At 60.6% G+C, this 21,650-nt stretch carries 19 protein-coding genes; 6 read left to right on the top strand and 13 right to left on the bottom strand.

Going from position 1 to position 21,650, the window contains the following annotated elements:
* Positions 1 to 4: 4 nt before the first annotated feature.
* Positions 5 to 1,069 (bottom strand): PDZ domain-containing protein, encoded by a 1,065-nt coding sequence (locus tag HMPREF1261_RS05650; protein WP_034657936.1) that lies wholly within the window; start codon positions 1,067 to 1,069, stop codon positions 5 to 7.
* Positions 1,070 to 1,162: 93 nt separating this feature from the next.
* Here HMPREF1261_RS05650 and HMPREF1261_RS05645 point away from each other — a divergent pair, with 93 nt between their 5' ends.
* On the top strand, positions 1,163 to 2,620 hold the full coding sequence (locus tag HMPREF1261_RS05645) for a zinc-dependent metalloprotease (protein WP_023030267.1): 1,458 nt from the start codon (positions 1,163 to 1,165) through the stop codon (positions 2,618 to 2,620).
* A 6-nt stretch (positions 2,621 to 2,626) separates the two neighbouring features.
* On the opposite strand, the gene HMPREF1261_RS05640 is transcribed toward HMPREF1261_RS05645, so the two are convergent.
* Positions 2,627 to 3,148: a M48 family metallopeptidase gene (locus HMPREF1261_RS05640; RefSeq protein ID WP_034657935.1), complete on the bottom strand. Its 522-nt coding sequence runs from the start codon at positions 3,146 to 3,148 to the stop codon at positions 2,627 to 2,629.
* A gap of 120 nt (positions 3,149 to 3,268) precedes the next feature.
* On the opposite strand from HMPREF1261_RS05640, the gene HMPREF1261_RS05635 reads away from it, so the two are divergent.
* Complete coding sequence (locus HMPREF1261_RS05635; protein ID WP_232207988.1) at positions 3,269 to 4,135, top strand: hypothetical protein; 867 nt, start codon at positions 3,269 to 3,271, stop codon at positions 4,133 to 4,135.
* Here HMPREF1261_RS05635 and HMPREF1261_RS05630 read toward each other — a convergent pair.
* From HMPREF1261_RS05630 to HMPREF1261_RS05595, 8 genes are all read right to left on the bottom strand, one after another.
* Positions 4,113 to 6,167 (bottom strand): ATP-dependent DNA helicase UvrD2, encoded by a 2,055-nt coding sequence (locus tag HMPREF1261_RS05630; RefSeq protein WP_023030264.1) that lies wholly within the window; start codon positions 6,165 to 6,167, stop codon positions 4,113 to 4,115. The two genes, HMPREF1261_RS05635 and HMPREF1261_RS05630, sit on opposite strands and share 23 nt — an antisense overlap.
* Positions 6,160 to 6,891: an NAD(+) diphosphatase gene (locus HMPREF1261_RS05625; protein ID WP_023030263.1), complete on the bottom strand. Its 732-nt coding sequence runs from the start codon at positions 6,889 to 6,891 to the stop codon at positions 6,160 to 6,162. Before HMPREF1261_RS05625 ends, HMPREF1261_RS05630 begins: the two co-directional genes overlap by 8 nt.
* Complete coding sequence (locus HMPREF1261_RS05620) at positions 6,892 to 8,010, bottom strand: TrkA family potassium uptake protein (RefSeq protein WP_005277555.1); 1,119 nt, start codon at positions 8,008 to 8,010, stop codon at positions 6,892 to 6,894.
* Between the two features lie 99 nt (positions 8,011 to 8,109).
* Positions 8,110 to 11,289, bottom strand: coding sequence for an ATP-dependent helicase (locus HMPREF1261_RS05615; protein WP_005277553.1), 3,180 nt, complete (start codon positions 11,287 to 11,289; stop codon positions 8,110 to 8,112).
* Positions 11,282 to 14,389, bottom strand: a complete 3,108-nt coding sequence (locus HMPREF1261_RS05610; RefSeq protein ID WP_198012715.1) for an ATP-dependent DNA helicase — start codon at positions 14,387 to 14,389, stop codon at positions 11,282 to 11,284. The genes HMPREF1261_RS05615 and HMPREF1261_RS05610 overlap by 8 nt, the downstream gene beginning before the upstream one ends.
* Positions 14,390 to 14,421: 32 nt before the next feature.
* On the bottom strand, positions 14,422 to 15,210 hold the full coding sequence (locus tag HMPREF1261_RS05605; protein ID WP_005277551.1) for a hypothetical protein: 789 nt from the start codon (positions 15,208 to 15,210) through the stop codon (positions 14,422 to 14,424).
* Positions 15,211 to 15,220: 10 nt separating this feature from the next.
* Positions 15,221 to 16,174 carry a DUF3152 domain-containing protein gene (locus HMPREF1261_RS05600; protein WP_051142520.1) on the bottom strand — a complete coding sequence of 318 codons (954 nt, stop codon included), beginning with the start codon at positions 16,172 to 16,174 and terminating at the stop codon, positions 15,221 to 15,223.
* A 66-nt stretch (positions 16,175 to 16,240) separates the two neighbouring features.
* A complete protein-coding gene (locus HMPREF1261_RS05595) occupies positions 16,241 to 16,465 on the bottom strand; it encodes a DUF3107 domain-containing protein (protein ID WP_005277549.1) in 225 nt (74 codons plus the stop codon).
* 74 nt (positions 16,466 to 16,539) lie between these two features.
* On the opposite strand from HMPREF1261_RS05595, the gene HMPREF1261_RS05590 reads away from it, so the two are divergent.
* Together HMPREF1261_RS05590 and HMPREF1261_RS05585 are read left to right on the top strand one after the other, a co-directional pair.
* Positions 16,540 to 17,880 carry a DEAD/DEAH box helicase gene (locus HMPREF1261_RS05590; RefSeq protein WP_023030260.1) on the top strand — a complete coding sequence of 447 codons (1,341 nt, stop codon included), beginning with the start codon at positions 16,540 to 16,542 and terminating at the stop codon, positions 17,878 to 17,880.
* Positions 17,877 to 19,115 (top strand): hypothetical protein, encoded by a 1,239-nt coding sequence (locus HMPREF1261_RS05585; RefSeq protein WP_023028448.1) that lies wholly within the window; start codon positions 17,877 to 17,879, stop codon positions 19,113 to 19,115. The genes HMPREF1261_RS05590 and HMPREF1261_RS05585 overlap by 4 nt, the downstream gene beginning before the upstream one ends.
* A 50-nt stretch (positions 19,116 to 19,165) precedes the next feature.
* Here HMPREF1261_RS05585 and HMPREF1261_RS05580 read toward each other — a convergent pair whose 3' ends face one another.
* Positions 19,166 to 19,645: a membrane protein gene (locus tag HMPREF1261_RS05580; protein ID WP_034658073.1), complete on the bottom strand. Its 480-nt coding sequence runs from the start codon at positions 19,643 to 19,645 to the stop codon at positions 19,166 to 19,168.
* 517 nt (positions 19,646 to 20,162) lie between these two features.
* Here HMPREF1261_RS05580 and HMPREF1261_RS05575 point away from each other — a divergent pair.
* Together HMPREF1261_RS05575 and HMPREF1261_RS13265 are read left to right on the top strand one after the other, a co-directional pair.
* On the top strand, positions 20,163 to 20,423 hold the full coding sequence (locus HMPREF1261_RS05575) for a WhiB family transcriptional regulator (RefSeq protein ID WP_005277545.1): 261 nt from the start codon (positions 20,163 to 20,165) through the stop codon (positions 20,421 to 20,423).
* A 104-nt stretch (positions 20,424 to 20,527) separates the two neighbouring features.
* Positions 20,528 to 20,602 (top strand): 50S ribosomal protein bL37, encoded by a 75-nt coding sequence (locus HMPREF1261_RS13265; RefSeq protein ID WP_369707509.1) that lies wholly within the window; start codon positions 20,528 to 20,530, stop codon positions 20,600 to 20,602.
* A gap of 157 nt (positions 20,603 to 20,759) precedes the next feature.
* Here the strand turns inward: HMPREF1261_RS13265 and HMPREF1261_RS05570 are convergent, their stop codons facing one another.
* Together HMPREF1261_RS05570 and HMPREF1261_RS05565 are read right to left on the bottom strand one after the other, a co-directional pair.
* A complete protein-coding gene (locus HMPREF1261_RS05570; protein WP_005281801.1) occupies positions 20,760 to 21,032 on the bottom strand; it encodes an anti-sigma factor in 273 nt (90 codons plus the stop codon).
* On the bottom strand, positions 21,032 to 21,634 hold the full coding sequence (locus HMPREF1261_RS05565) for a sigma-70 family RNA polymerase sigma factor (protein WP_023030259.1): 603 nt from the start codon (positions 21,632 to 21,634) through the stop codon (positions 21,032 to 21,034). Before HMPREF1261_RS05565 ends, HMPREF1261_RS05570 begins: the two co-directional genes overlap by 1 nt.
* Positions 21,635 to 21,650: the final 16 nt, after the last annotated feature.

Raw genomic sequence — 21,650 nt, 5'->3', positions numbered from 1 at the left:
TTTATTAGCTGCATTCCTTGACGTCTTTGCCCGCCGCAAAGTCCTTCATGGCCGCCACGGCATCGTCGAGGTTTTCTACCTGCGCAATGGTCATATCGCCGTGGTCGCTGCCGGCCGCCGCAGAACAGTTGTCCTTAGGCGCCAAGAAGAGCTCGGCGCCGGCATCGTGCGCGGCGGCGATTTTATGCTCAATGCCACCAATCGGCCCGACCTTGCTATCGGCCTGAATGGTACCGGTGCCGGCCACGAAGGTACCGCCGGTTAAGTCTTCATCGCTGAGCTTGTCGATGACCGCCAAGGTAAACATCATTCCCGCTGACGGCCCGCCGATATCCTGCAGGTTGTAGTTCACCGAAATATCGTCCTTGGGCTGCGATAGCATGGCGATTCCCAGCAACGCCTTGCCCTTATCGTGCGGGTTTTCGCCCAATTCAATCTCTTCGCTGAGCTCTTTGTCCCCGCGGGTGACGCTGATTTTTACCTTATCGCCGGGGCTTTTGTCCTTGATCATGTCTTGGACCTCGCTTGGCTCGGTGACCTCGGTGCCATCGACGGCGGTGATGACATCGTCCTTTTTAAGGTGCTCCGAAGCGGCGCCGTCCTCGATGACCTCGGCCACGGTGATTTTGACCGGCAGGTGCAAATAGTCCATCGCCGCGATGGTGGCCGCGGACTCCGATTGGGTAAAGGCCTGCTTATTGGATTCTTGGACCTCTTCATCGGTCATGTTTTGCGGAATGACGGTATCGATGGGCACCAGGGTGTCATCGGTAAGCGCCCAGCGCCCCAACGCCTGCGCCAAGGTCATATTGGTGCGCACGGATACGGTGGTCATATTCAGGTGCCCACTGGGCTTATAGGTCTTTGGCGCCTGCACATCAACGACTTGGGTGCCATCAACCTCGCCCAGCGTATCCACGGTGGGGCCAGGGCCTTCGGCGGCATAAGGAACGGTCAGCGAGACATCGGTGCCCGGGATATGGTCAAGCGATACCAACGCACCGGTAAGCACAACGGGGATAGCACCCCAGGCGATGGTGCGGACGCGACGGCTAGCAGGAGAATTCACGAAGCAATAGCCTACAACCTTTGGCGTACTGTTCGCTGTCAGCGTTGCTGTGATCATGGAAACTTTCCGCACGGTGCCGGTAGATTGGAGCGCATGAGCAACGGATTCGGTTTTTCTTTCCCAAATAACGATGACGACGATAATGACGGCCGTCGTGACCAGAACCCGTTCGGCGCATTCGGCGGCGGTAATGGTGGCGGCCTCGGAGACATGCTGAACCAGTTCGGTCAGATGCTATCCGGCATGGGTTCGTCCATGAACTCGCCCCAGAACTCCGGACCGGTCAATTACGACATGGCCAAGCGCATCGCCCTGCAGCAGATCCCCAAGTCAAAAGACATCAGCGCGGAAGACTCCAAGGCGGTAGAAGAATCGGTGCGCCTGGCGGAGCTCTGGCTTGACGATGCCTCTATTCTCCCCACCGCTTCCGGTACCACGCAGGCATGGGATTCCAAGCAGTGGCTGGAAGAAACCATGCCCGCCTGGGAACGCATGGTCACCCCCGTGGCCCAGCACATGAATGATGCCCAGCTGGAATCCATGCCGGAAGAGGCTCGCGAAATGATGGGCCCGATGACCAAGATGATGGGCCAGATGTCCAGCATGAATTTCGGCATGCAGCTAGGCCACGCCCTGGGCGATCTGGCCAGCCAGGCACTGACCGGCTCCGATTTTGGCCTGCCCATCGCCCCGGCCAATACGGTGGCGCTTTTGCCGCATACCATTCAGAAGGTCGCGCGCGAGCTCAACGTTCCGGGCCAAGAGGTACTGGTTTATATCGCCGCGCGCGAGGCCGCCCGCCAGCGCCTGTTTAAGCACGTGCCGTGGCTGGTAGAGCGCATCGTCTCCTCCGTGGAGGAATACGCCATCGGCTTGGTCATTGATACCTCCCACATTGAAGAGCTCGCCCGCGAGCTGAACCTGGAATCCGGCGATCCGCAGGCCATCCAAGAAGCAATGAGCAAGTTGCAGGGCATGGATCTATCGCCGCGCATTACCTCGAAGAACACCGCGGCTGCCTCCCGCTTGGAGACGCTGCTGGCCTTAGTCGAGGGCTGGGCAGAGCATGTAGTAAACGAGGCTTTGGGCGAGCGCATCCCGTCTACCTCCAAGCTCACTGAGGCGTGGGCGCACCGCCGCAGCACCGGCGGATCTGCCGAGCAGGCCTTTAGCAAGGTCGTGGGCATCGAGCTCAACGCCCCAAAGGTCACCGAGGCCGCCGAGCTGTGGCGCCGCGCCACCGTGGCCGTAGGTGCCGAAAAGCGCGATAAGGCCTGGGACCACCCAGACTTCCTGCCCACCGCAGAGCACCTCGATAACCCGGCCGCCTTCATCGATTCCCTCTTGGATGATGAGCCGGATGAGGGCTTCGAGGAAGAATTTGCCAAGCTCGAAGAGATGCTCAAAAACGGCGAGGGCTCCGGCGAGGACTCCGAAAGCAAGTCCGAAGAGGACAAGGATTCTGCAGAAGACAAGGACGCGCAGAGCAGCGACGACGCGGACGACGGCGACAACAGCTCCGAAAAGGACAACGGCGGCGAGGATAAGTAGCTCGCGCTAACCGCCCCAGCGCTGGTAGGCCTCAAGGTAGCCCTTGGCCCGCTCGGCGTGGGGTGCCCTATCGGCCCACTGCCAGAATTCGCGCCCATGACGCGGGATGAAGGTATGGGTCAACTCATGGATGATGACCGAATCCAACACATAATCCGGAACCTGCTGTAAGCGGTTGCTCAGCCGGATATCCGCGGTGGAGGTAGTACAACTACCCCACCGCGCATTTTGATTGCTCACCCACCGGATGGACCCAATCCATGCGCGTCCTTCCAGGTACTGTGCGTTGAGCTGTTCGGCGCGCTGGAGGAGCGCCGCATCGGTTTTCGCCGCACCACCGGTTTTCTTCTCTAGGCGCGCGAGCATGTCCTGTACCGCCTCGTTTTCCTCGCGGGCGGACATCCAGGCAGGAATGCGCACTTCCAATACCCCTGCCACCATGCGCGCCTGCACCGACTTTCGCCGCCGCGCAGAGCGGATAACCTTGACCTCAGGGTGGGTACGTCCTGGTGGTTGCGTGCTCGACATGACAGGCCATTGTACCTGTGGTGCAATGGACGCACATGCGGCACATATGCCGTATTCGGGGTGATAAAAGGGGAATCGAGGGGAAAACCAGTGACTGGCTCACAAGGCACGGCTCAACGTGTGACATTGGCGCCAGGGTGTGGCGTATTTTGCCGCGAGGATTCCGTGGTGCAATTTGGGATGGACGCCACCCGGGTGGCGGTGGCGGATACGGGCAATGCGCAAGGTGTGGCCCGCGCTTTTGCCACGGCCCATCAGCCGGTCGATTCCGGGGAATTGGCGGCGCGGTTGGAAGCGGCCGGCTTGGATAGCGCCGCCGCCAGCAGCCTCATCGATGATGCTCTGGACTATGGCATCCTCTGGCCCCAGCCACCACATCCCGAGCAGCCTGAAACCATCATCATGCTAGGCGAATCCCCGCTTGCTCTGGACCTGCGCGCCCGCTTGGCAGCAGATGGATATACGGTACGCATCCCCCTTGATGAGGACAATATCTTTTCCTATATCCACGACCTCGATGGGCTTTTTACGGTCCTTGGCATCGACCAGCTCCACTGCCCCATCGATTGCGCCAATGCGCTTGCCGGCACCCCGACAACCTGGCTGCCCATTTCCTTACAAGATAACCGCGGCATCATCGGGCCCCTGCGTGTGGAAGGGCAAGGCCCCTGCCCGCTGTGCATTCACTTATTCCGCGTGGATGCGGATCCGCAGTGGAGCACCATTGCCTCCCAGCTCACCAGCGTGCGCAGGCAGCCAGAAAAGCTGGTCATCGATGCGGTAGCGGCCCAAGCACAGGTGGTGATCCGCCGCCTAAGCAAACGCCCCCTCCCGCCAGGCGCGCCAACCTCATTTCCGCGCCCAGGCCAACAATGGGAGGTAGACGTCTACGGCCGCCACCAGCAGCGCACGGCCATCGCCCATCCGCGGTGCCCGGTGTGCTTCGGCGGCAAGGTCAACCTGGCTACAACCGCACAGAGCGAATGACCTCTAGGATTTGCTCGCCGTAGCGCTCCAGCTTATTGGGCCCTATTCCGGAAATGGACAGCAACTCCGCCTCATCTACCGGTAGCTCTTCCGAGATGGCCTGCAGCGTGGCATCCGTAAAGATGACATAGGCCGGAACCTTTTCTTCCCGGGCAACCTGCGCGCGCCACGAACGCAGGGCGGAAAAGACTTCGTCATCGCCATTGCCCTCGCAGTCTTCATGCCGGCCAATGACCTTTTCCGCCGGGGTCTCTAGTACCCCGCTGCACACGCGGCAGCGTTTCGGGCGGCGGGAGCGGCCACTTCCCGCAGCCGATTCCACGCCTGGCGCGATGCCGTCGAGGAAGCGGGTGCGCTCCCGGGAGGCCCTGGAACCGGCGTTCTTCGCCAATGCCCACGACAGGGCCAGGTGCTCGCGGGCGCGGGTAATGCCTACATAAAACAGGCGGCGCTCTTCCTCGATCTGCTCGTTACCCGCCTTAATGGCGTGGTTGATGGGCATGAGCTTTTCGCTCAGTCCGACGAGGAAGACGGCGTCCCACTCCAAGCCCTTTGCCGCGTGCACCGTAGCGAGAGTAACGCCCTCCATGGCGGGGGCTTGCTTATCGGTAGAGCGGCGGCGCAGCTCACCCAGCACCCCGTTGAGATCGATGCCCGGGGTGGATTCCACGATCTTCTCAATCAATCCCACCAGCGCGTTCAGCGATTGCCAGCGCTCGCGGGCCTGCGCGCCCTGCGGTTCGGTGGCGCTGAGCCCAAGCTCGACGAAGGCGGCCCGCGCAATCGCCACGGGGTCCTCCGGCAAATCATCGCGGCGCGTGGCGGCAATGAGCACGCGAATGGCCTCCAGAATCTCCGGGCGGCGGAAGAAACCTTCACCGCCGCGGACTTGGTAGACCACTCCGGCATCGGCAAGCGCCTGCTCAAACTGCTCCGACTGGGCGTTGATGCGGTACAGGATGGCAATTTCTGAGGCCGGCACGCCCTGGTTGAGCAGGGTGAGCACCTGTCCGGCCACCTCCTGCGCCTCATTTTCCTCGGACTCGTAGGCCTTAAACGTCGGCTCCGGCCCAGGCTCGCGCATGCCCTGCAGCTCCAAGCGGGTGCCCGCCGCGCGCCCCGTAGCCTTGCCGATGACCCGATTAGCCAGGTCCGTGACCTGCGGCGTAGAGCGATAGTCGCGCTGCAGCTTGACGATGGTCCCGTCCGGATAGCTGCGCGAAAAATTCAATAGGTACTCCGGCGATGCGCCATTGAAGGAATAGATGGTCTGGTTGGCATCGCCCACCACGGTGAGATCATCGCGATCGCCCAGCCAAGCATTCAGCACGCGCTGCTGCAGGGGTGTGACGTCCTGGTACTCGTCAACGACGAAGGTGCGGTACTGCTCGCGGAAGGTCTCTGCAATGGCCGGGACGTTTTCGATGGCGCCAGCGATGTGCATGAGCAGATCATCGAAGTCCAAATGCATCATATCCGGGGTAGCCTTGGCCTTCTCGTAGCGCCGGAAGGCCTCGGCCACCTTGGCGGCATCGGCCGGGGCGGTGCGATCCGTTTCCGCGATGACGCTCTCATAGTCCTCCGCACTGACCAGCGCGGATTTCGCCCATTCGATTTCCGCCAGCACGTCGCGGATCATGTCTTTGGAATTATCCAGCCCCACCGAGCGCACCGCGCGGGCTACCAGCGGGAATTTATTATCCAAAAGCGTCCACGGCAGATCGCCTGCGACCTGCGGCCAGAAATACTTCAGCTGCCGCCGCGCGGCCGCGTGAAAGGTTTGGGCCTGCACACCAGCCACGCCCATCATGCGCAGGCGATCCCGCATTTCTCCTGCCGCACGCGCGGTGAAGGTCACGGCCAAAACGCGCTGGGGGTTTACGAATCCTTGATCCACCATATTGGCGATGCGATAGGTAATGGTGCGCGTCTTACCGGTGCCCGCGCCCGCCAAAATGCACACCGGCCCGCGCGGGGCGGTGGCCGCGCGGCGTTGATCCTCATCCAGCAGGGACAAATCCGGCTTATTCACCGTGATACCACTCCATAATCATCGTGTGTGCGATAGAACCCGCGGTGGCCAACGGGAGCTTAGGCAGCTCGGCGCGGGTCACCCAACGAATTTCTTCCAGTTCCCCATCAGTATGGCAGGTGGGCTGGACATCCGATGTCTCTGCGTGAAAGCCCAGCATAAGCGAGCCACTCGGCGGCCACGGCTGGGATCCCCAGTAGCGAAGATTCTCAATGCGCCGCCCAGTTTCCTCCATGGTTTCGCGGGCAAAGGCGGCCTCAATGGTCGCTCCCGGTTCCACGTATCCGGCGATCAAGGAAAAGAAGCTATGGCGCCCGCGATTGCGCGCCAGCAAAATCTGCTCCTCGCCCTTGAGTTCAATGAGCCCGATAACCGCCGGGTCTAGGCGCGGAAACACCATGCGGCGCGAATCCTGCGGATCGCGGCCAATAATACCCGGCGTGGGATAGTCCAACGGGTGGCCCGTGCGCGGATCGAAGCGTTGCTCCAGCCGGTTGCGAATCAAGGCAATGGCCTGCATGACGAGGGAATCATCGGCGAAAAAGGTCGCAGGTTGCAACTGCCCCATCCGCCGCGCAATTGCTTCCGGGCAGGCAAAAACGTGCAGCGTGCCGATGTCCACCATCTCCGGTGTCCCCACGCCTTCCGGCAATTCCTCCACCAACGCGGCGTCCCCACTGGCGGTGGCAGGCACTAGTCCCGTATGCGTTACGGGCAAATACAATTAATCCTCCTCGTCCTCATCTTGCACTTCCACGGGTTGTTCCAAGTCATGCTTGATATACAGCAGGCGGTCGCCCGGTTTCAGTGCGGAGGCATCAGCGGTATCAACGCGGTGAAGTTCGTTATTGCGCAGCACCGCGAGCACGATATCCGCCAGGTGGCGCGGGTTGGAACCAACCTCGAACTCGCGCACGGCGCGCTCTGATACGGAAAAGCCCTCGTTAGGAGAAAGCAGGTCCTCCATCATTTCCACCACGGTGGGGGTCACGGTGGCAAGCCCCAGCAGACGGCCGGCGGTCTCTGCAGACGTCACCACGGAATCTGCACCGGATTGGAGCAAGAGATGGCGGTTTTCGGACTCGCGCACCGAGGCCACAATCTTGGCCTTGGGGGCAAGCTCGCGCACTGATAGGCAGCACAGCACCGCGGTATCGTCCGAGGACGGGGTGACCACAATGGAGTTTGCGTGCTCCACCCCGGCGATCTTAAGCACGTCCTGCTTGGTGCCCGAGCCAAAGATGGTGACCAGCCCATGGTGTTCCGCATGAGCCAGCGAGGCGCGGTTATTATCGATGACCACAATCTGGGAGGTGGGCACGTCATCTGCCAAGAGCGCGGCGACTGCCCCAGCGCCCTTCGTTCCATAGCCGATAACGACGGTGTGGTTACGCAATTGCTTTCTCCAGTTCTGGATTTCAAAGGTGCGGCGGGCCTTGTCCGTGAGCACGGATAGCGTCGCACCAACCAACAGCACAAGGAAGACGAGGCGGGCTGGGGTAATAAGTACGAGGTTGATAAACCGCGATTGCTCCGTAACCGGAACGATATCGCCATACCCCACGGTGGTCAGCGTGACGGCGGCATAGTAGGAGGAATCCAAAAGCGACATGTCCTCGCTATAGCCCTCACCGTCTAAGTACACCACGATGGTGACAAAGATGAGGATGCCAAATGCCCACAGCGCGCGTTTGGCCAACTGGCGCCACGGGCTGGCGTTTTGATCCTTGGGCACAGTGATGACATCAAGGAGCGCGTGATCAGGTTGCGAGGACAACTCGACCTGCGGCAAAAAGCGCTGTTTAATACGCCCTTTGAGCACCTTCGCATGTTTTTTGGCCACTGGCCCAGCCTTCTTTTCTGGATCGATTTTTGATTCCGCCGGTTATACGGGGACGCAACTATCCATTCATCGTCCGCGTTCCGTCCCCATACCTTAGCCCTAGTGGCCTGCTACTGACGATTCAAGCAGGCTACGCAGCTCCTCACCTTGGGCTAAAGTATCTGGCTCAAAAGTATAACCATCGTGAACGTAATGGAAAGCGGCGCGGATTTTATCGCCGCCGTGGATGCGCCGCCAGGCTTCGGCATAGACCGCCAACTGAATCTTCGCCGCTTCCATGGCAGTACCCTTCGGCGGCCGCCCGGTCTTCCAATCCACCACCATCCAGGTGTCATCTGCCAAGCGGAAGACGGCATCCATTCGCCCGCGCACCACCGCGCTGCCGATGGTAATTTCAAACGGCGCCTCCACAAAGTCCGGCTGGCGCTGCGCCCACTCGGAATTCAGGAAAGATTCCTTAAGCTCTTCCAGATCGAAATCCTCCGGCTCATCGATGCCCGGCAATTCCTCTTCCCCTAGCAGCGCGGGGCTGCCAAAGCGCTCTTCCAGCCACGCGTGGAAGGCGGTGCCTCGCTTGGCATAGGAATTGGGCTTAAACGGCACGGGGCGGCGTTGCCGGCGCGCAAACTGTAGCGGATCGCTGCCCAGGGCCACCATGTCAGAAGCGGTAAGTTCACTGGGAAGTTCCACATCCACAACCGGTTGCTGCAAGGACTTGTATTCCTCAATGAGCGCGCCCGCATCCTGTTCCCACAACTCGAAGGTCTCGCCGTGGCTTAACTCAGGAAGGTCCTCCATCGCGGCTAGGACCGCATCCGCGCCGGCTAGGGAATCCGGATCTGCTTCAAGGGCCGGGAAGAGCCCACTTTCTGCCGCATGAGCCGAGGTTTCCACCGGCTCTTCGGGCACCGTCCATTCCCCTACGTACTGGGGGAAGGTTTCTTTTAGCCTTTCGAGGTACTCGTACGGGCCCTTCTTAGCCTTGCCCGTCCGGTTATTCGTGCCGGAGCCGGTAACGGTCAACGTGGACTCGGTTCTGGTGAGGGCCACATAAAACAGGCGAGCCGCTTCCTCCGCGTTATGCGCGCGGTCATCATCCAAGAATGCCTTGCAGGCTTTTTCGAATTCTGAGCGGGTAACCGCATCCGGTGAGACCTCGATGTAGTCATTGTCACCGGGCACCTTTTCGATCTTGGACAAAAAGGTCTCTGCTTGGGCCTTATAGCTCGAAGAGTCAGCGTGCACGACATAGACGTGTTCCCACTCCAGGCCCTTGGCCTTATGCACGGTCATGATTTGTACGCGATCCGTTGAGGCGGGCACCTCCCCGAGCTCAAGGCCATCTTCATGCTCGCGTGCGAGCTCCAAATAATCTAGGAGCGCATACAGGGAATCCCCGTGGAATCCGGCGACGATATCGGCGAATTTATCTAGGTGGGTGGCTCCCCCGGCGCTGCCGCGGGCAAGGACCTCGGTACGGATATTGAAGATGGCCTCGATGTCCGCAAAGAGATCGCTTAAAGGCTTGGATAGCGAGTAGGTGCGCAGGTAGCGCAGCTTGGCAGATACCTCTTCCATGCGCGCCAAGCCCTGCGGGGTATAGCGGTCGCGCTCGCCGAGGTCCGCCAGGGCATCGGCAAGCCCCACCGTTTGATCTGGGCCCTCAGCCGTAAGCTGCGCTAATTGGGCGCGCAGATACTCCTCAGGATCCATACCCTCTTCCCACTGCAGGCGCTCTTGTTTTGCCCCCGCCAGGTTCTTTTGGCGCGCGGCAAGGGCTTGAATATCGCCCATTCCCAGCCCGCAAATGGGCCCGGCGAAAATGCGGAGGGCCGCTTGCGCGTCTTCCGGCCGCACCAGCATGGTCGCCAGCGCTACGAGGTCCTGGATTTCCGGTTGCCACAGCAGTCCACCCAGGCCATTGATTTCATTGGGGACATCGACGGCATCCAAGGCTGCTGCAATGGCCGCGGTTTGCCGGTTGGTACGCACCAGCACCGCTGCGCGAAAGCCATCGCCCTCGCGCGCATCCCACTGCTGTTTTAATTTCTGCGCAATAAACTCGTGTTCCTCATCTTCGCTGGCGAAATAGCCCAGCTCAATCTCGCCTTCGCCCTTGTGCGGGGCCGCGTGCAGCTCATCGACGGGCCGCGGGCCGCCCCCAAAGACCCCGGCCGCCACCGAGTTGGCCAGCTCCAAGGCACCCGACGGGTTGCGCCACGAGGTAGTCAGCTGATCCTTGGGAGCAGGCGTGCCATCGGCTTGCGGGAAATCCTCCACAAACGCGGTGAGGTTTTCTGAGGTAGCCCCGCGCCAGCCGTAAATGGCCTGCATGGGATCGCCCACCGCGGTCACGGAAATGTCCTTGTGTTCCCCACCAAAGAGGCTGCGCAGGAGTACGCGCTGGGCATAAGACGTATCTTGATATTCATCCAGCATGACCACGCGGTAGCGCTGCGCCTGTTGCTTGCCCACCGCCGGGTGCTCTTGCGCAAGGCGCGCTGCCACAGACATCTGCTCGCCAAAAGTGATGACCTGCTGCTCTGCCTGCGTGCGCTTGAGTTCCTCGATCAAAGGCACGTACTGCACGCGTAGATCCTGGACATTGATGTACTTCTGCAGGTCCTTGGAATACTCGCCCTTCGTCCTCGGGGCCTTTTCCAGGTTGTCTATATCGGCGCGAAAATCCCGTGCGAATTCGGCGATATCATCCGGATCCTTCAAGGAATTGTCCATATCGGAGGTGATCTTGAGCAGGACTTCCGTAATGGAACCCAAGGTCTTTTCATCCGATAATTTGCCGCCGTAGTTTTTCACCACGTCGTAGGCAATGGCGAAGCGCTCTGCTTCCGTGATGATGCGCGCCGAGGGCTCTACTGGGACCAGGAGGCCGTATTCGCGCACGAGCTCGCCGGCATAAGAATCATAGGTGGCCACGGTAGGTGCGATATTGTTAAGCGCCTCCGCAGCGGGGCTGCCGGGGACGATGAGCCCGGAATCGCGCAGCTGAATGAGCTGGCGGCGAATGCGCTGTTCTAGCTGCTGCGCCGCCTTGCGCGTAAAGGTCAGCCCCAGCACTTCCTCTGGGCGCACGTAGCCATTGGCTACCAAATAGACCACGCGGGAGGCCATGGTTTCCGTCTTACCGGCACCGGCCCCAGCCACCACGAGCTTGGGGCCAAAAGGACCCTCGATGACGTGGGCTTGTTCCTCAGTGGGTGGGTAGTCCTTGCCCAGTGCTTTCGCTATTTGTTCCGGGGAAAAATCCTGCTTAGGCATGGATGGTCATCTTTCCTTCCTCCTGCACTGGGCAGATGGTACGAATGGGGCACTTATCGCAATCTTTATTGGTGCGGGCGGTAAGCTGCGGGCCGCGCAACTCCGCTGCCAGTGATGGCAAAAGTGCGGAGAATTCTTCCAGGGCCTCTGCGGTAAGCTGGCTTTGTGTGCGGGTGGTAATTTTGCTGGAATCTTTTCCGGGATAAACAAGCACCCCGCCCGCGCGCGGCATACCTTCGCCATCGCGCACGCGTTGCCCGTCGAAGCTGCCCCGGGACAAGGCCAATTGGTAGGTCATTAGCTGACGGTTTTCTTCTGCCTCTGCCTGCGTCGCTGCAGATTTGCCGGTCTTGAGGTCCACGACCAGGTAATTTCCATCCCCGTCCTTCATCAAGCGGTCCATGAATCCACCTACCCGAATATCCGGGGCGACCTCGACGTAGACGGGTACTTCCACCCCGGCGAGTTCATTTTTAACCTCGGATTGCTGTGCCCATTGCTGCGTGCGCTCCAGCAGGCGGGAGAATTCTTCCAACTTGCTCTGTAGCTGCCACTGCGGAACATCCAGGATGAGCTCATAGGCTTCCATGACGAGCAGGCGGGCCTTTTCCGCATCCATGCCGCGGCCGATGGCCTCCAAGAAGGCGTGTGCCATGGTGCCGCGCAAGAGGTGCTCGGCGCCGCTGGGATCTTCGGCCAAGTTTCCCACAATCGCCTTGAGCGGGCAGTTGAGCAGGGCTTCGACCCGGGATGGCGATAGGCTCTTGCTACCGCGCAGCTGCGTATGCGATGCCACAGAGCGCGCGGAGAACCATTGGTCTGGGTGGGCGCCTGGGATTCCCGCCTGCGCTAAGCGCGCCAACTGCCGGGCTGCTTGGCGCCGCTCCGCCTCGCCGGATTCTGGGTTCGTGACCACGCGGCGCAATTGCGCCACAAAGGAAGGAACGGAAAGCACCGCCACGTCGAGGGGATCGACCTCGAGCCCATCGCGCAGGGACACCGGTGCCGGCTCGGGAACATCCAAGCCCAGCTCGCGGGGAAATTGGGTGGCGCGCAAGGCGCGGCTGGCTTCCCGGCGCGCCATAGTCCCGGGCACATCGACCCCGCGCCCGGTAAATTCCGCGATGAAGCGGGAAGGCTCTGCAAAGGCATCCTCATTGGAGTTTTCCACCGCGGCGATGAGTAACCGGCTCCGGTGGCGCGTGGTGGCGACGTGGAAGAGCCGGCGCTCTTCTGCCAGACGGGAGGCAATGTGGCTAACAGGGGTATCAGGCTCAATATCGCGGTCCAGAAGATCGATGAGATCTTCTTGGCCAAAAATGGATCCGGTCTCCCCCAGCGAGGGCCACGCGCCTTCTTGGGATCCGGCGACGATGACGGTATCCCATTCGCGGCCAACGGCACCGTGGGCAGTGATGATCTCTACGGCCTGCGGGATGGCGGTGCGGCGGTCGCGGACGCCGGTGGGCAGTTCTTGTTCGGTGATGTGGGTTAAAAAGGACTGCAGCGAGGAGCCGGGACGGCGCTCGGAGTAATCACCGGCGGCGTCAAAGAGCGCCATCATGGCATCGAGGTCGCGGTCTGCTTGGGAGCCGGTGGCGCCGCCGCGCAAGGCGGATGCCTGCAGGCGCATATCCAGCTCGGTAGCGCTCCATACTTCCCACAGGATCTCTTCCACAGAAGCTTGGGCTTGCATGGCCTGCCGGCCCGCGGCGAGTACCGCGCGCACGCGCTCCAGGATGGAAAACTCGCGTTCGGTGAGCTGTCCGTTGAAGTCCGGTAGCTCGCCGTGCAAGAGCTCGCGCAGGCTATCCATGCCGCGCGTATCGGGCGCCCACCGGCGCAAACCGCGAATCAGGCGGCGCAGGGTGACGGGATCCGACCCGCCCACGGGCCCAGTAAGCAATTCCTCAAGCTCTGCATTGCTGAGGTCTTCTTCCAAGGCGCGCAGGGCAAGGAGCATGGCGGATACTAGGCGCTGTTCTGCCAAAATCACGTCGGTTGGGCTGATATGCACGGGTACACCGGCGGCCAGCAAGGTGCGGCGCATCTGGCCAATATCCGCCGTTGAGCGCACGATGACGGCGATATCGCGCCACTGCACGCCATCGTCCAAATGGCGGCGGCGCACGGTATCTGCCACCACATCGCGCAGGCGGCCCTCAGAATCCACGATGGAAACGCAGGCCGGGGATCCGCTGCGGTGCGGCTGCGAAAGCTCGACGGAGTTCTCCGCGGGAAATTCCTCGAGGAACTGCGAATTCGCACCGCGGAAGGCAAAGACGGATTGGTCCGCATCGCCGCCGATGACCAGCAATTGTGCATCGGGCGCCAGGCGGGAGATGAGCTTGCCCGCGGTGGGATCTAATAGCTGGGCATCATCGACCACGATGGTGTGCCACGGGTGCGAACTCGTAAGTTCTGGGCGCAGCAAGACCTGGTTGACTAACTCGGCCGCGGAATAGGAATGCGCCCCGGATAGGGCTTGGACGCGTTCGTATTCGCGCAGGAACGTACCGGCAGCACTCCACATACCGCGGCCGTACTTAGCTCCGAGGCTCTCTAAATCCGCGGGGCTAAGTCCTCGTTCAATGGAGCGCAAAAGAAAATCGCGCAGTTGGCGGGCAAAGCCTACGTACTCAAGGGCGGGGCGGACTTCCTCTGGCCAGTCGCCGTGGCCGGATTCAGCGTGGCCTTCGAGCAATTCCCGGATAACGGCATCTTGTTCCGCGCCGGTAATAAGGCGCAATTCCTCGTCGCTTGCACTGCGCAGAAGGGCAAAGGCCAAGGAGTGGATGGAGCGGACCATGGAGGATTGTGCCGCATAATCTTCGAGGCGTTCCGAAAGCTCGCGGCGCAGGCGGGCGCCGGATTCCTTGGAGGCGGCGACAACGAGGATGCCGGAGGGATCTGCCCCCGTCTCCTGGGCGCAGTCGAGGGCATGAATGACGGTATCGATAAGAAAACTGGATACGCCGGTTCCAGCGGTGCCGGTTACCTTCCAGGTACCGGTTTCCGGCAGCTCAACAGGCCAGGAACGAGCGTATGCGGACGGGGTGCGGGCGATGAGTCGTACCTCGGGCGACGGCGGTAAGACCACTCCCGCGCGGGCGGTGGAATGGGGATTGTAAGTCACCGCCCCAGTATCGCAGATGCCCTAGACACAAGAAACTGTTCTACCCGCTCAATATTAGAACGCACATTCGAGCGCGACCGCGGATTCAGATCATTGATATGCCGGCGGTAAGACACCGCCCGCAGCAAAAGCTCCTGCATGCCCGGCACGTGGCCAAACCGCTGGCAGATATCATCATCTACCACCTGTGCGATCAAACCGTCCACGATCACGAGCGCTGCGCTCCACCCCGCCGGGCGGGCAGATTGGCTCGGCACGAGATCCACGATTCCCGGTGGGTGCGCGCCATAAAAGACCGTGGTGGTCAGCAGAGCGGTATGAGCGGTGACCAAGGGGACATCGGCAAGCGCGGCCTTATCGTAGGCCTCCCCCGTCTCCGCCCAGGCGGTGCGCTCCGCGCGGGCAAAGGCATCATCGCGGTGCGCACCCGGCGGCGCAGGTGCATTGGCCATGGCATCGTCCAAGCGCAAGGCCGTCTGCGCCGCTTCATCGATGCGCCCGGTGACCTCGCCGGGAAGGAACTGCGTCGCCTTCCACCCGGCCGCGGTATGGCGCCCGTCGCTCGCGAGAACCGGCCTCGATACCCGCGCGCCCGGCACGCTGAGCCTTTCGCGCACCTTGGCAGACCACGCCGCGAAAGGGCCGGCCTGGGAGTAGACAACGTCTCCCACCTTGATGCCGTTATCCCATACTGGGCCCAGCTGATCGCCTTGGGCCCGGCGCGACCCTGTCGCTCCGGTCTCCGCGTGGAAGGCGCTTAAAACATGCTCTGGGGGAAGCGGCATCCAGTACTCCTTATTGGGGTTGGTGGGGATCCTTGTGCTCCGGATTGGGATATGGCCACGGGTTAGGCTCGCAGGTCACATCCTCATCAGGATAGACCTCCTTGGGATTGCGGTCATGCAATTGTTTATTGTTCAAGCTCAGCGTCTGCTGCATCATCACCGGGGCCAATTTGCCCTCGCCGCCGCATTGCTGGTGGGAGGCATAGCCAATGGCGTGGCCCAATTCGTGATTGATGACGTACTGGCGGTAATTGCCCAAATCGCCCTCAAAAGGCGTGGCTCCGCGTACCCACCGCGCCTCATTGATGATGGTGGTGGATTCGCCGGTAAACATGGTGTGGCAGGAGGTTTCCGTTTCGATCTTCTCACCACACCGCTCCGCGGCCGTACCTAATGAGGTCAGCTGGATGCGGGTATCGGGATTATCAGCGGAGGCGACATGCTCGAATTCGAAGTCACCTTGGGCGGTCCACCCGCGTGGATCCGCAAGGGTTGCCTCCACCATTGCGGCAAAGGCATCATCGCCGCCGTAGGGAGCGGTATTAAGTCCATCTTCTACCTCGATGGAATAGCGGACCTTCTTCTCGCCGCCTTCACCGGCTACAGCACCGGGGCGGCCGATTCCGTGGAAAGTACCCTTTCCCTTTTTGGTGAAGTCACTTCCAGGGGGCATCTCACTAATCTCGCGCTCTACCGCCTCCGCATTTGCGGGATCCGGGCCCGTGAGATCTTCGTGGGTAGGAGTGGCGGCGGCGGTAGTCTCCGCGCTGGATGCATCGCCATTGTCATCGGCCGAAGAGCCAGACGCGATATCCACAATCACCCAGACGGTAAGCAGCACCATCACGGGGATAGCCACCACACGCCACCAGCCGTAGCGGTGGGCGAACCGGACCACCGGGTTCGGGTGATCCGGAATTCGCCTATGGCCCTGTTGAGCCTTGCGATTCTGCCTACTTTCCATAGGCATTGAGGATACCCGGTTGCTTATTCACACACTGAATTAGCAAACCTTTAGAAAGCCCCAAGCTTAGGCGCCGGCGAAACCGACAGATTGCTTCTTCGCGGCACCAACCTCGACGTACACCACGCGGTCCGTGCGCACGAGGTACTTGCGGCCCTTGTCATCTTCTAGCTCCAACGTGGAGTTTTCCGCCAAGGCGCTATTAATCTTTTTCGTCAGCTCCGCCTGCTCGCCGGTGGTGCTAATGATCAGCTCGCGCGGGGTATCTGCAAAACCAAACTTGATATCCATAAAAATTATCCTCCTCTAACGAGAGTTTTACATGCCAATGGCCCCACTATAACCATCCCGGCTACTATCAAGGTGTGTCTGTCATAAAAACCCAGCCACCGACCTTCGCGGAACTCGGCGTCGCCGCCGAAATCTGCGATGGGCTCGCTGACCGTGGCATCGCGCGAACCTTTGCAATCCAGGAATTAACCCTGCCCATTGCGCTCAATGGCCAAGACCTCATTGGCCAGGCGCGCACCGGCATGGGCAAGACCTTTGGCTTTGGCGTACCGCTGCTCGATCGCGTTTTTGATGACGCGGATATTGCCCCACCGGATGGGACGCCGCGGGCTCTCATCGTCGTGCCCACCCGCGAGCTAGCCCAGCAGGTCACCGCTGATCTGCAGGACGCGGCCGCGCACCTGCCGGTCCGCCTCGCTGCCATCTACGGCGGGCGCCCCTATGAGGAGCAAATTAAGCTCCTCCAGCGCGGCGTCGACGTGGTCATCGGCACGCCAGGCCGCCTGCTCGATCTGCATGAGCGCGGCGATCTGGTCCTGCGCCACGTCGCCATCGTGGTGCTCGATGAAGCCGATGAGATGCTGGACCTTGGCTTTTTGCCCTCCATAGAGGCGATTTTGGAAGCGCTTGATGGCAATGCGCACCAAACAATGCTGTTTTCTGCCACCATGCCGGGCGCAATCTTGAACCTATCGCGCCAGTTCATGCATAAGCCCGTACACATTCGGGCCGAATCGGAGGCGGATGAGGTCACGCACGAAACCACCCGCAAGGTCACCTTTCAGGCCCACCGCATGGATAAGGTGGCGGTCATCGCGCATATCCTGCAGGCCCAAGGCCGGGGGCGCAGCATCATCTTTACCCGCACTAAACGCTCGGCGGCGCAATTAGCCGATGACCTTGCTGAGCGCGGCTTCCGCGTCGGCGCCGTGCACGGTGACTTGGGCCAAAAGTCCCGGGAGAAGTCCCTGCAGGCCTTCCGCTCGGGCGAGGTGGACATCCTCGTCGCCACTGATATCGCCGCGCGCGGCATCGACGTCGATGATGTCACCCACGTCATCAACTACCAGGTTCCCGATGATCCCATGACGTTTATCCACCGCATCGGGCGCACCGGCCGCGCTGGGCATACCGGCACCGCCGTCACCCTCGTTGGCTACGATGAGCTGGCCAAATGGCGGGTCATCAACGATGAGCTAGGCCTAGATACGGCCACGCCACCACAGTGGTTTTCCACCTCGCCGGAGCTTGCCCAGGCGCTGTCCATCCCCGCTGGCGTGCAGGAAAAGGTGGGCCCTGCCACCAGCGTGATTGGCCAGCTTCCGGCGCATAAGCGGTCCGCGGGACAAGCCCAATCGCGGTCCCGTTCCGGAGCTCGGCGCGGCAAGGGCACGCCCCGAGGAGGGCGCCGATGACTAAGGCCCCCATCTTGCGGGCAACCGCGGCGGATTGGAAGGCCACCGGCATCATCGGCGCTATCTGCGCCATCGCGGTGGGCGGCGCGGTCGCCACCGCCAATATCCACCAGGCTGACCTGCACCAAGAGGCGGTTCCTGGGGAAGGTGATGCCGCTGTGCTTGCCGATGTCCCCTCCTCCCTCACCACTGCCTACAGCCTGCCCACCCAGCCCGTACCCGGCCAATACCGCGCCATTTCCGCCCACGGGTTGAGCATTAGCCACGATGGCGATGTACTCACGGCCACCAATGCCGATGGCTCCACGGCCTGGACCTATACCCGCAGCGATGCCGAACTCTGCTCGCTTTCTACCGCCTGGGGCAAGGTGGTTGCCACCTATCGCACGGGAGTGGGCTGCGGGGATACGGTTGCCATCGACGCCGCGACGGGTGAATATGACTCCACCCGCAGCGCTATTAATTCCCCGGATGTTGTACCCGTGCAATCCAATGACCGTGTAGGGACCGTTTCTGCCGGGCGAATCGATCTGTGGCGCTCAGATCTCGTGCGCACCGTGGAATACGGCGACGTAGAGGCCAAGCAGGAGGCGCAGAAGCAACCGCACGAGGAGTGCACCATTTCTTCGGCGTTGACGCGTACCGAGAATCTCGCGCTGACGGAATCATGCCCGGAAGAACCTCACACCACCTGGTTAAGGTTTCAAACCACCACCCCGGAGGACTCCCGGGAACCAGAAATGGACGCCGATATCTCCGTCGATCGCGATGGGGCGCGGCTTATCGCGGTGGGCCAAGACGCCGCCGCGGTCTATGTCCCCGGCCCAGAACCCCGCATTGAGTCTTATAACAACCAAGGCGAAAAGCTTTCTTCTACCCCCGTAAAGCCTTCCGACGCCATCGATTCCGGCACAAGCCCTTTCGCCCCGGCCGTTGCGGATCTCCCGCACCATATGACGTGGTTTGATGGGCAGCGCCTCTACCTCCTAACCCCCAGTGATTTGCGCGTCGATCACGTTATCGACGGCGCCATCGGCACCCCGATTTCAGTGGCTGGGCGCATGCTGATGCCCACCGAAAAGGGCATAGCTGTCGTGGACTGGTCTACCGGTAAGGTACTGCGCGAAATTGCCGTCGACCGCGGAGATTACCGCGGTCCCGTCCACCTCACGTTGGCGGGCGAGACCATTGTAGAAACCCGCGGTGATACCGTCGTTGGCCTCAGCAGCGACTAAGCGAGTGCCACTCGTGGGCCCCGCGCGAGTGGCCCAAACGCGAGTGGCCCTTAGAAATTCGAGGCGGCCCACTCTGAGGACTCGCGTCTAAACATCAAGAGATAAAGCACCGCGACCGCGCTTAACAGGGTGATAGTCCCCAGTACCGGTGATCCACCGCTATACATTTGAAACGCGCTCGCACCCAAGATGAGCTCTACGAGGACCACGGCGCCTCTTCCCCATCGCTTTCCTTTCACCATGGCCCAGGAGCCTGCGATGACAAACCCAAAGACAATGAAGATAAAGATGGCGGTGCCAAGCCCCACAAAGCTTCCCGAACCGGAATCAGAAACCATCGAGTCATTTTCCGCGCCCACCGCTTCGCGCACGATGAGGAATATGCCAAAACAAATAACCGCGATGGATTGCACCGTGGCAATGCCTGCGCCTATAAGCACCGACTGCGGGGCACTATCCGGTGCTGCCGCTGGCGCTGCCGACTTATCTCGCTGCTGCTTATTTACGTGGCGTTTGTTCTGCTTAGACACAAATCCCCAGTCTACTAATGCGGCGCGGATTTTTTCTGTGCCACCCACGGCGGGGCCTCGATGTTGCCTGCAGTAGCGCGGGGGCAAGGGGCTGAGCTGGGAGATTTGACGGCCTCTCCCTCACCACACTCACAACATAGCACCTATAGCTGCAGCTCACGGCGATTCTCACAGGCTTCTTTAAAATTTGATTTTGACATTTATGGCCCCCACACTGCGCCTATTTGCGTGATGTTAACCACAATTTAGCCTTTAACCCTAGCGGCGATCGGGTAAACATGTCATGATTCTCTAGTAGCAAAAAGAAAGAGGGCGTAAACCTCTTCTTAACCTGGAGGAAACTTCAGGCAACAACACCGTGAACCATAGGCGGCGGCGACGCTGGCCCGACCTCGAGACCGGGCCCCACTGCTAGCAGACCAGTTCACACACCACCTAAAAATCAAGGTGCTTTCCTGCCCCGCACGGATTGCGCTCGTATTTACTGCTGTCAAAAATTTGTTAGGAGATATCAATCATGGATTGGCGCCACGAAGCCGTTTGCCGCGACGAAGACCCAGAGCTGTTCTTCCCAGTAGGTAACTCTGGTCCTGCTCTTACCCAGATCGCTAAGGCCAAGCTGGTCTGCAACCGCTGCCCCGTCGCTTCTTCCTGCCTCAACTGGGCACTCGAGTCTGGCCTCGACGCCGGCGTCTGGGGCGGCCTGTCTGAAGAGGAGCGCCGCGCCCTCAAGCGTCGCCGCAACCGCGGCCGCGGCCGTTCCCGCGTGTCCGCCTAAAAGCGCGGACCCGGAGAGCCTAACGCCTACCCCAATTTTCGTTTCGGCGCCCTTAGCCGCTACAGTTGAATAAAGTTCAGAAACCCTCAACGAAGGAGTGCGCAATGAGCAAGCGTGGTCGCAAGCGCAAGGATCGCCGCAAGAAGGCCGCTAATCACGGCAAGCGTCCTGGCGCATAACGTACAGCAAACATAAAGCCCGGCTTAGTTGGCAGTGCATTTCAGCACTACCCAGCCGGGCTTTTGCTATATCTACGTTAAGGTCTAAACAAGAAATTTCTGCACCCCAAAAACCCCAGAAGCCTCCAGAGGGTTTCGCAGCTCTGAAGGACGCTTCTTACCAGCGGGATTCGATCTCCGTAATTTCTACCGAGATACGGCGGCGCAGCGATTGCGGTGCCTTAGCTTGGCCGGCACAGCAATTGCGCACGAGGGAGCGGACGAGCTCTTCGCGCTCTAGGCGTTGCTGGCAAAAATCGCATTGGGCGATGTGCTCGCGGATGGCTAAAGCGCGGGCGTAGGTCGTGGATTCATCGAGAAGCTCGCAAAATAGGTTGTGTACCTCAGTGGAGCTGCACGCACCACAGTTCTTTCCGGTTGCGCCTTCCATTACTTGTCCTCCATGTCCGGGTGTTCTAATCCAATTCCTTGTTCACGTGCTACGTCCTTCAACGCCTTCCGGAGCATTTTTCTTCCACGGTGTAGGCGGGACATCACCGTTCCCAATGGAGTATCCATGATTTCGGCGATTTCTTTGTACGCTAAGCCCTCCACATCGGAGTAGTAGACCACCATCCGGTAGTCTTCCGGCAAGTCATTAATGGCCTGCGAAATGGACCTATCCGGCATCTCTTTAAGCGCTGCCACCTCGGCGGATTCCAACCCGGTGGAATCGTGTCCCGCGGTGGTATAGAGCTGAAAATCACTCAGATCATCGGCAGAAGACTCGGTAGGGCGCCGCTTCGCCTTGCGATAAGAGTTGATGTAGTTATTGGCCATGATGCGATACAGCCATGCCTTCAGGTTCGTTCCCTGCTTAAAGGAATGAAAGGACTTATAGGCCTTCAGATAGGTCTCTTGCACCAAGTCTTCCGCGTCTTGCGGGTTTCGCGTCATGCGCAGCGCGCCGCCATAGAGCTGATCGAGTAGCGGGAGCGCTTCCTTTTCGAAGCGGCGCTGCAGCTCCTTTTCGCTCACTGTTTCTTTAACCACACAATCTATCCTAACG

The organism is Corynebacterium sp. KPL1818, assembly GCF_000478135.1.
Lineage (GTDB): Bacteria > Actinomycetota > Actinomycetes > Mycobacteriales > Mycobacteriaceae > Corynebacterium > Corynebacterium accolens.
Note: the sequence above shows the minus strand (reverse complement) of the source record. Positions and strands in the feature narration are given on the sequence as shown.

Excerpts from the sequence above, each read along its gene's own strand:
- HMPREF1261_RS05570 (WP_005281801.1), bottom strand. The coding sequence starts at position 21,032 with ATGGAAGGCGCAACCGGAAAGAACTGTGGTGCGTGCAGCTCCACTGAG.
- HMPREF1261_RS05640 (WP_034657935.1), bottom strand. The coding sequence starts at position 3,148 with ATGTCGAGCACGCAACCACCAGGACGTACCCACCCTGAGGTCAAGGTT.
- HMPREF1261_RS05585 (WP_023028448.1), top strand. The coding sequence starts at position 17,877 with ATGACTAAGGCCCCCATCTTGCGGGCAACCGCGGCGGATTGGAAGGCC.
- HMPREF1261_RS05595 (WP_005277549.1), bottom strand. The coding sequence starts at position 16,465 with ATGGATATCAAGTTTGGTTTTGCAGATACCCCGCGCGAGCTGATCATT.
- HMPREF1261_RS05645 (WP_023030267.1), top strand. The coding sequence starts at position 1,163 with ATGAGCAACGGATTCGGTTTTTCTTTCCCAAATAACGATGACGACGAT.
- HMPREF1261_RS05615 (WP_005277553.1), bottom strand. The coding sequence starts at position 11,289 with ATGCCTAAGCAGGATTTTTCCCCGGAACAAATAGCGAAAGCACTGGGC.
- HMPREF1261_RS05575 (WP_005277545.1), top strand. The coding sequence starts at position 20,163 with ATGGATTGGCGCCACGAAGCCGTTTGCCGCGACGAAGACCCAGAGCTG.
- HMPREF1261_RS05600 (WP_051142520.1), bottom strand. The coding sequence starts at position 16,174 with ATGGAAAGTAGGCAGAATCGCAAGGCTCAACAGGGCCATAGGCGAATT.
- HMPREF1261_RS05605 (WP_005277551.1), bottom strand. The coding sequence starts at position 15,210 with ATGCCGCTTCCCCCAGAGCATGTTTTAAGCGCCTTCCACGCGGAGACC.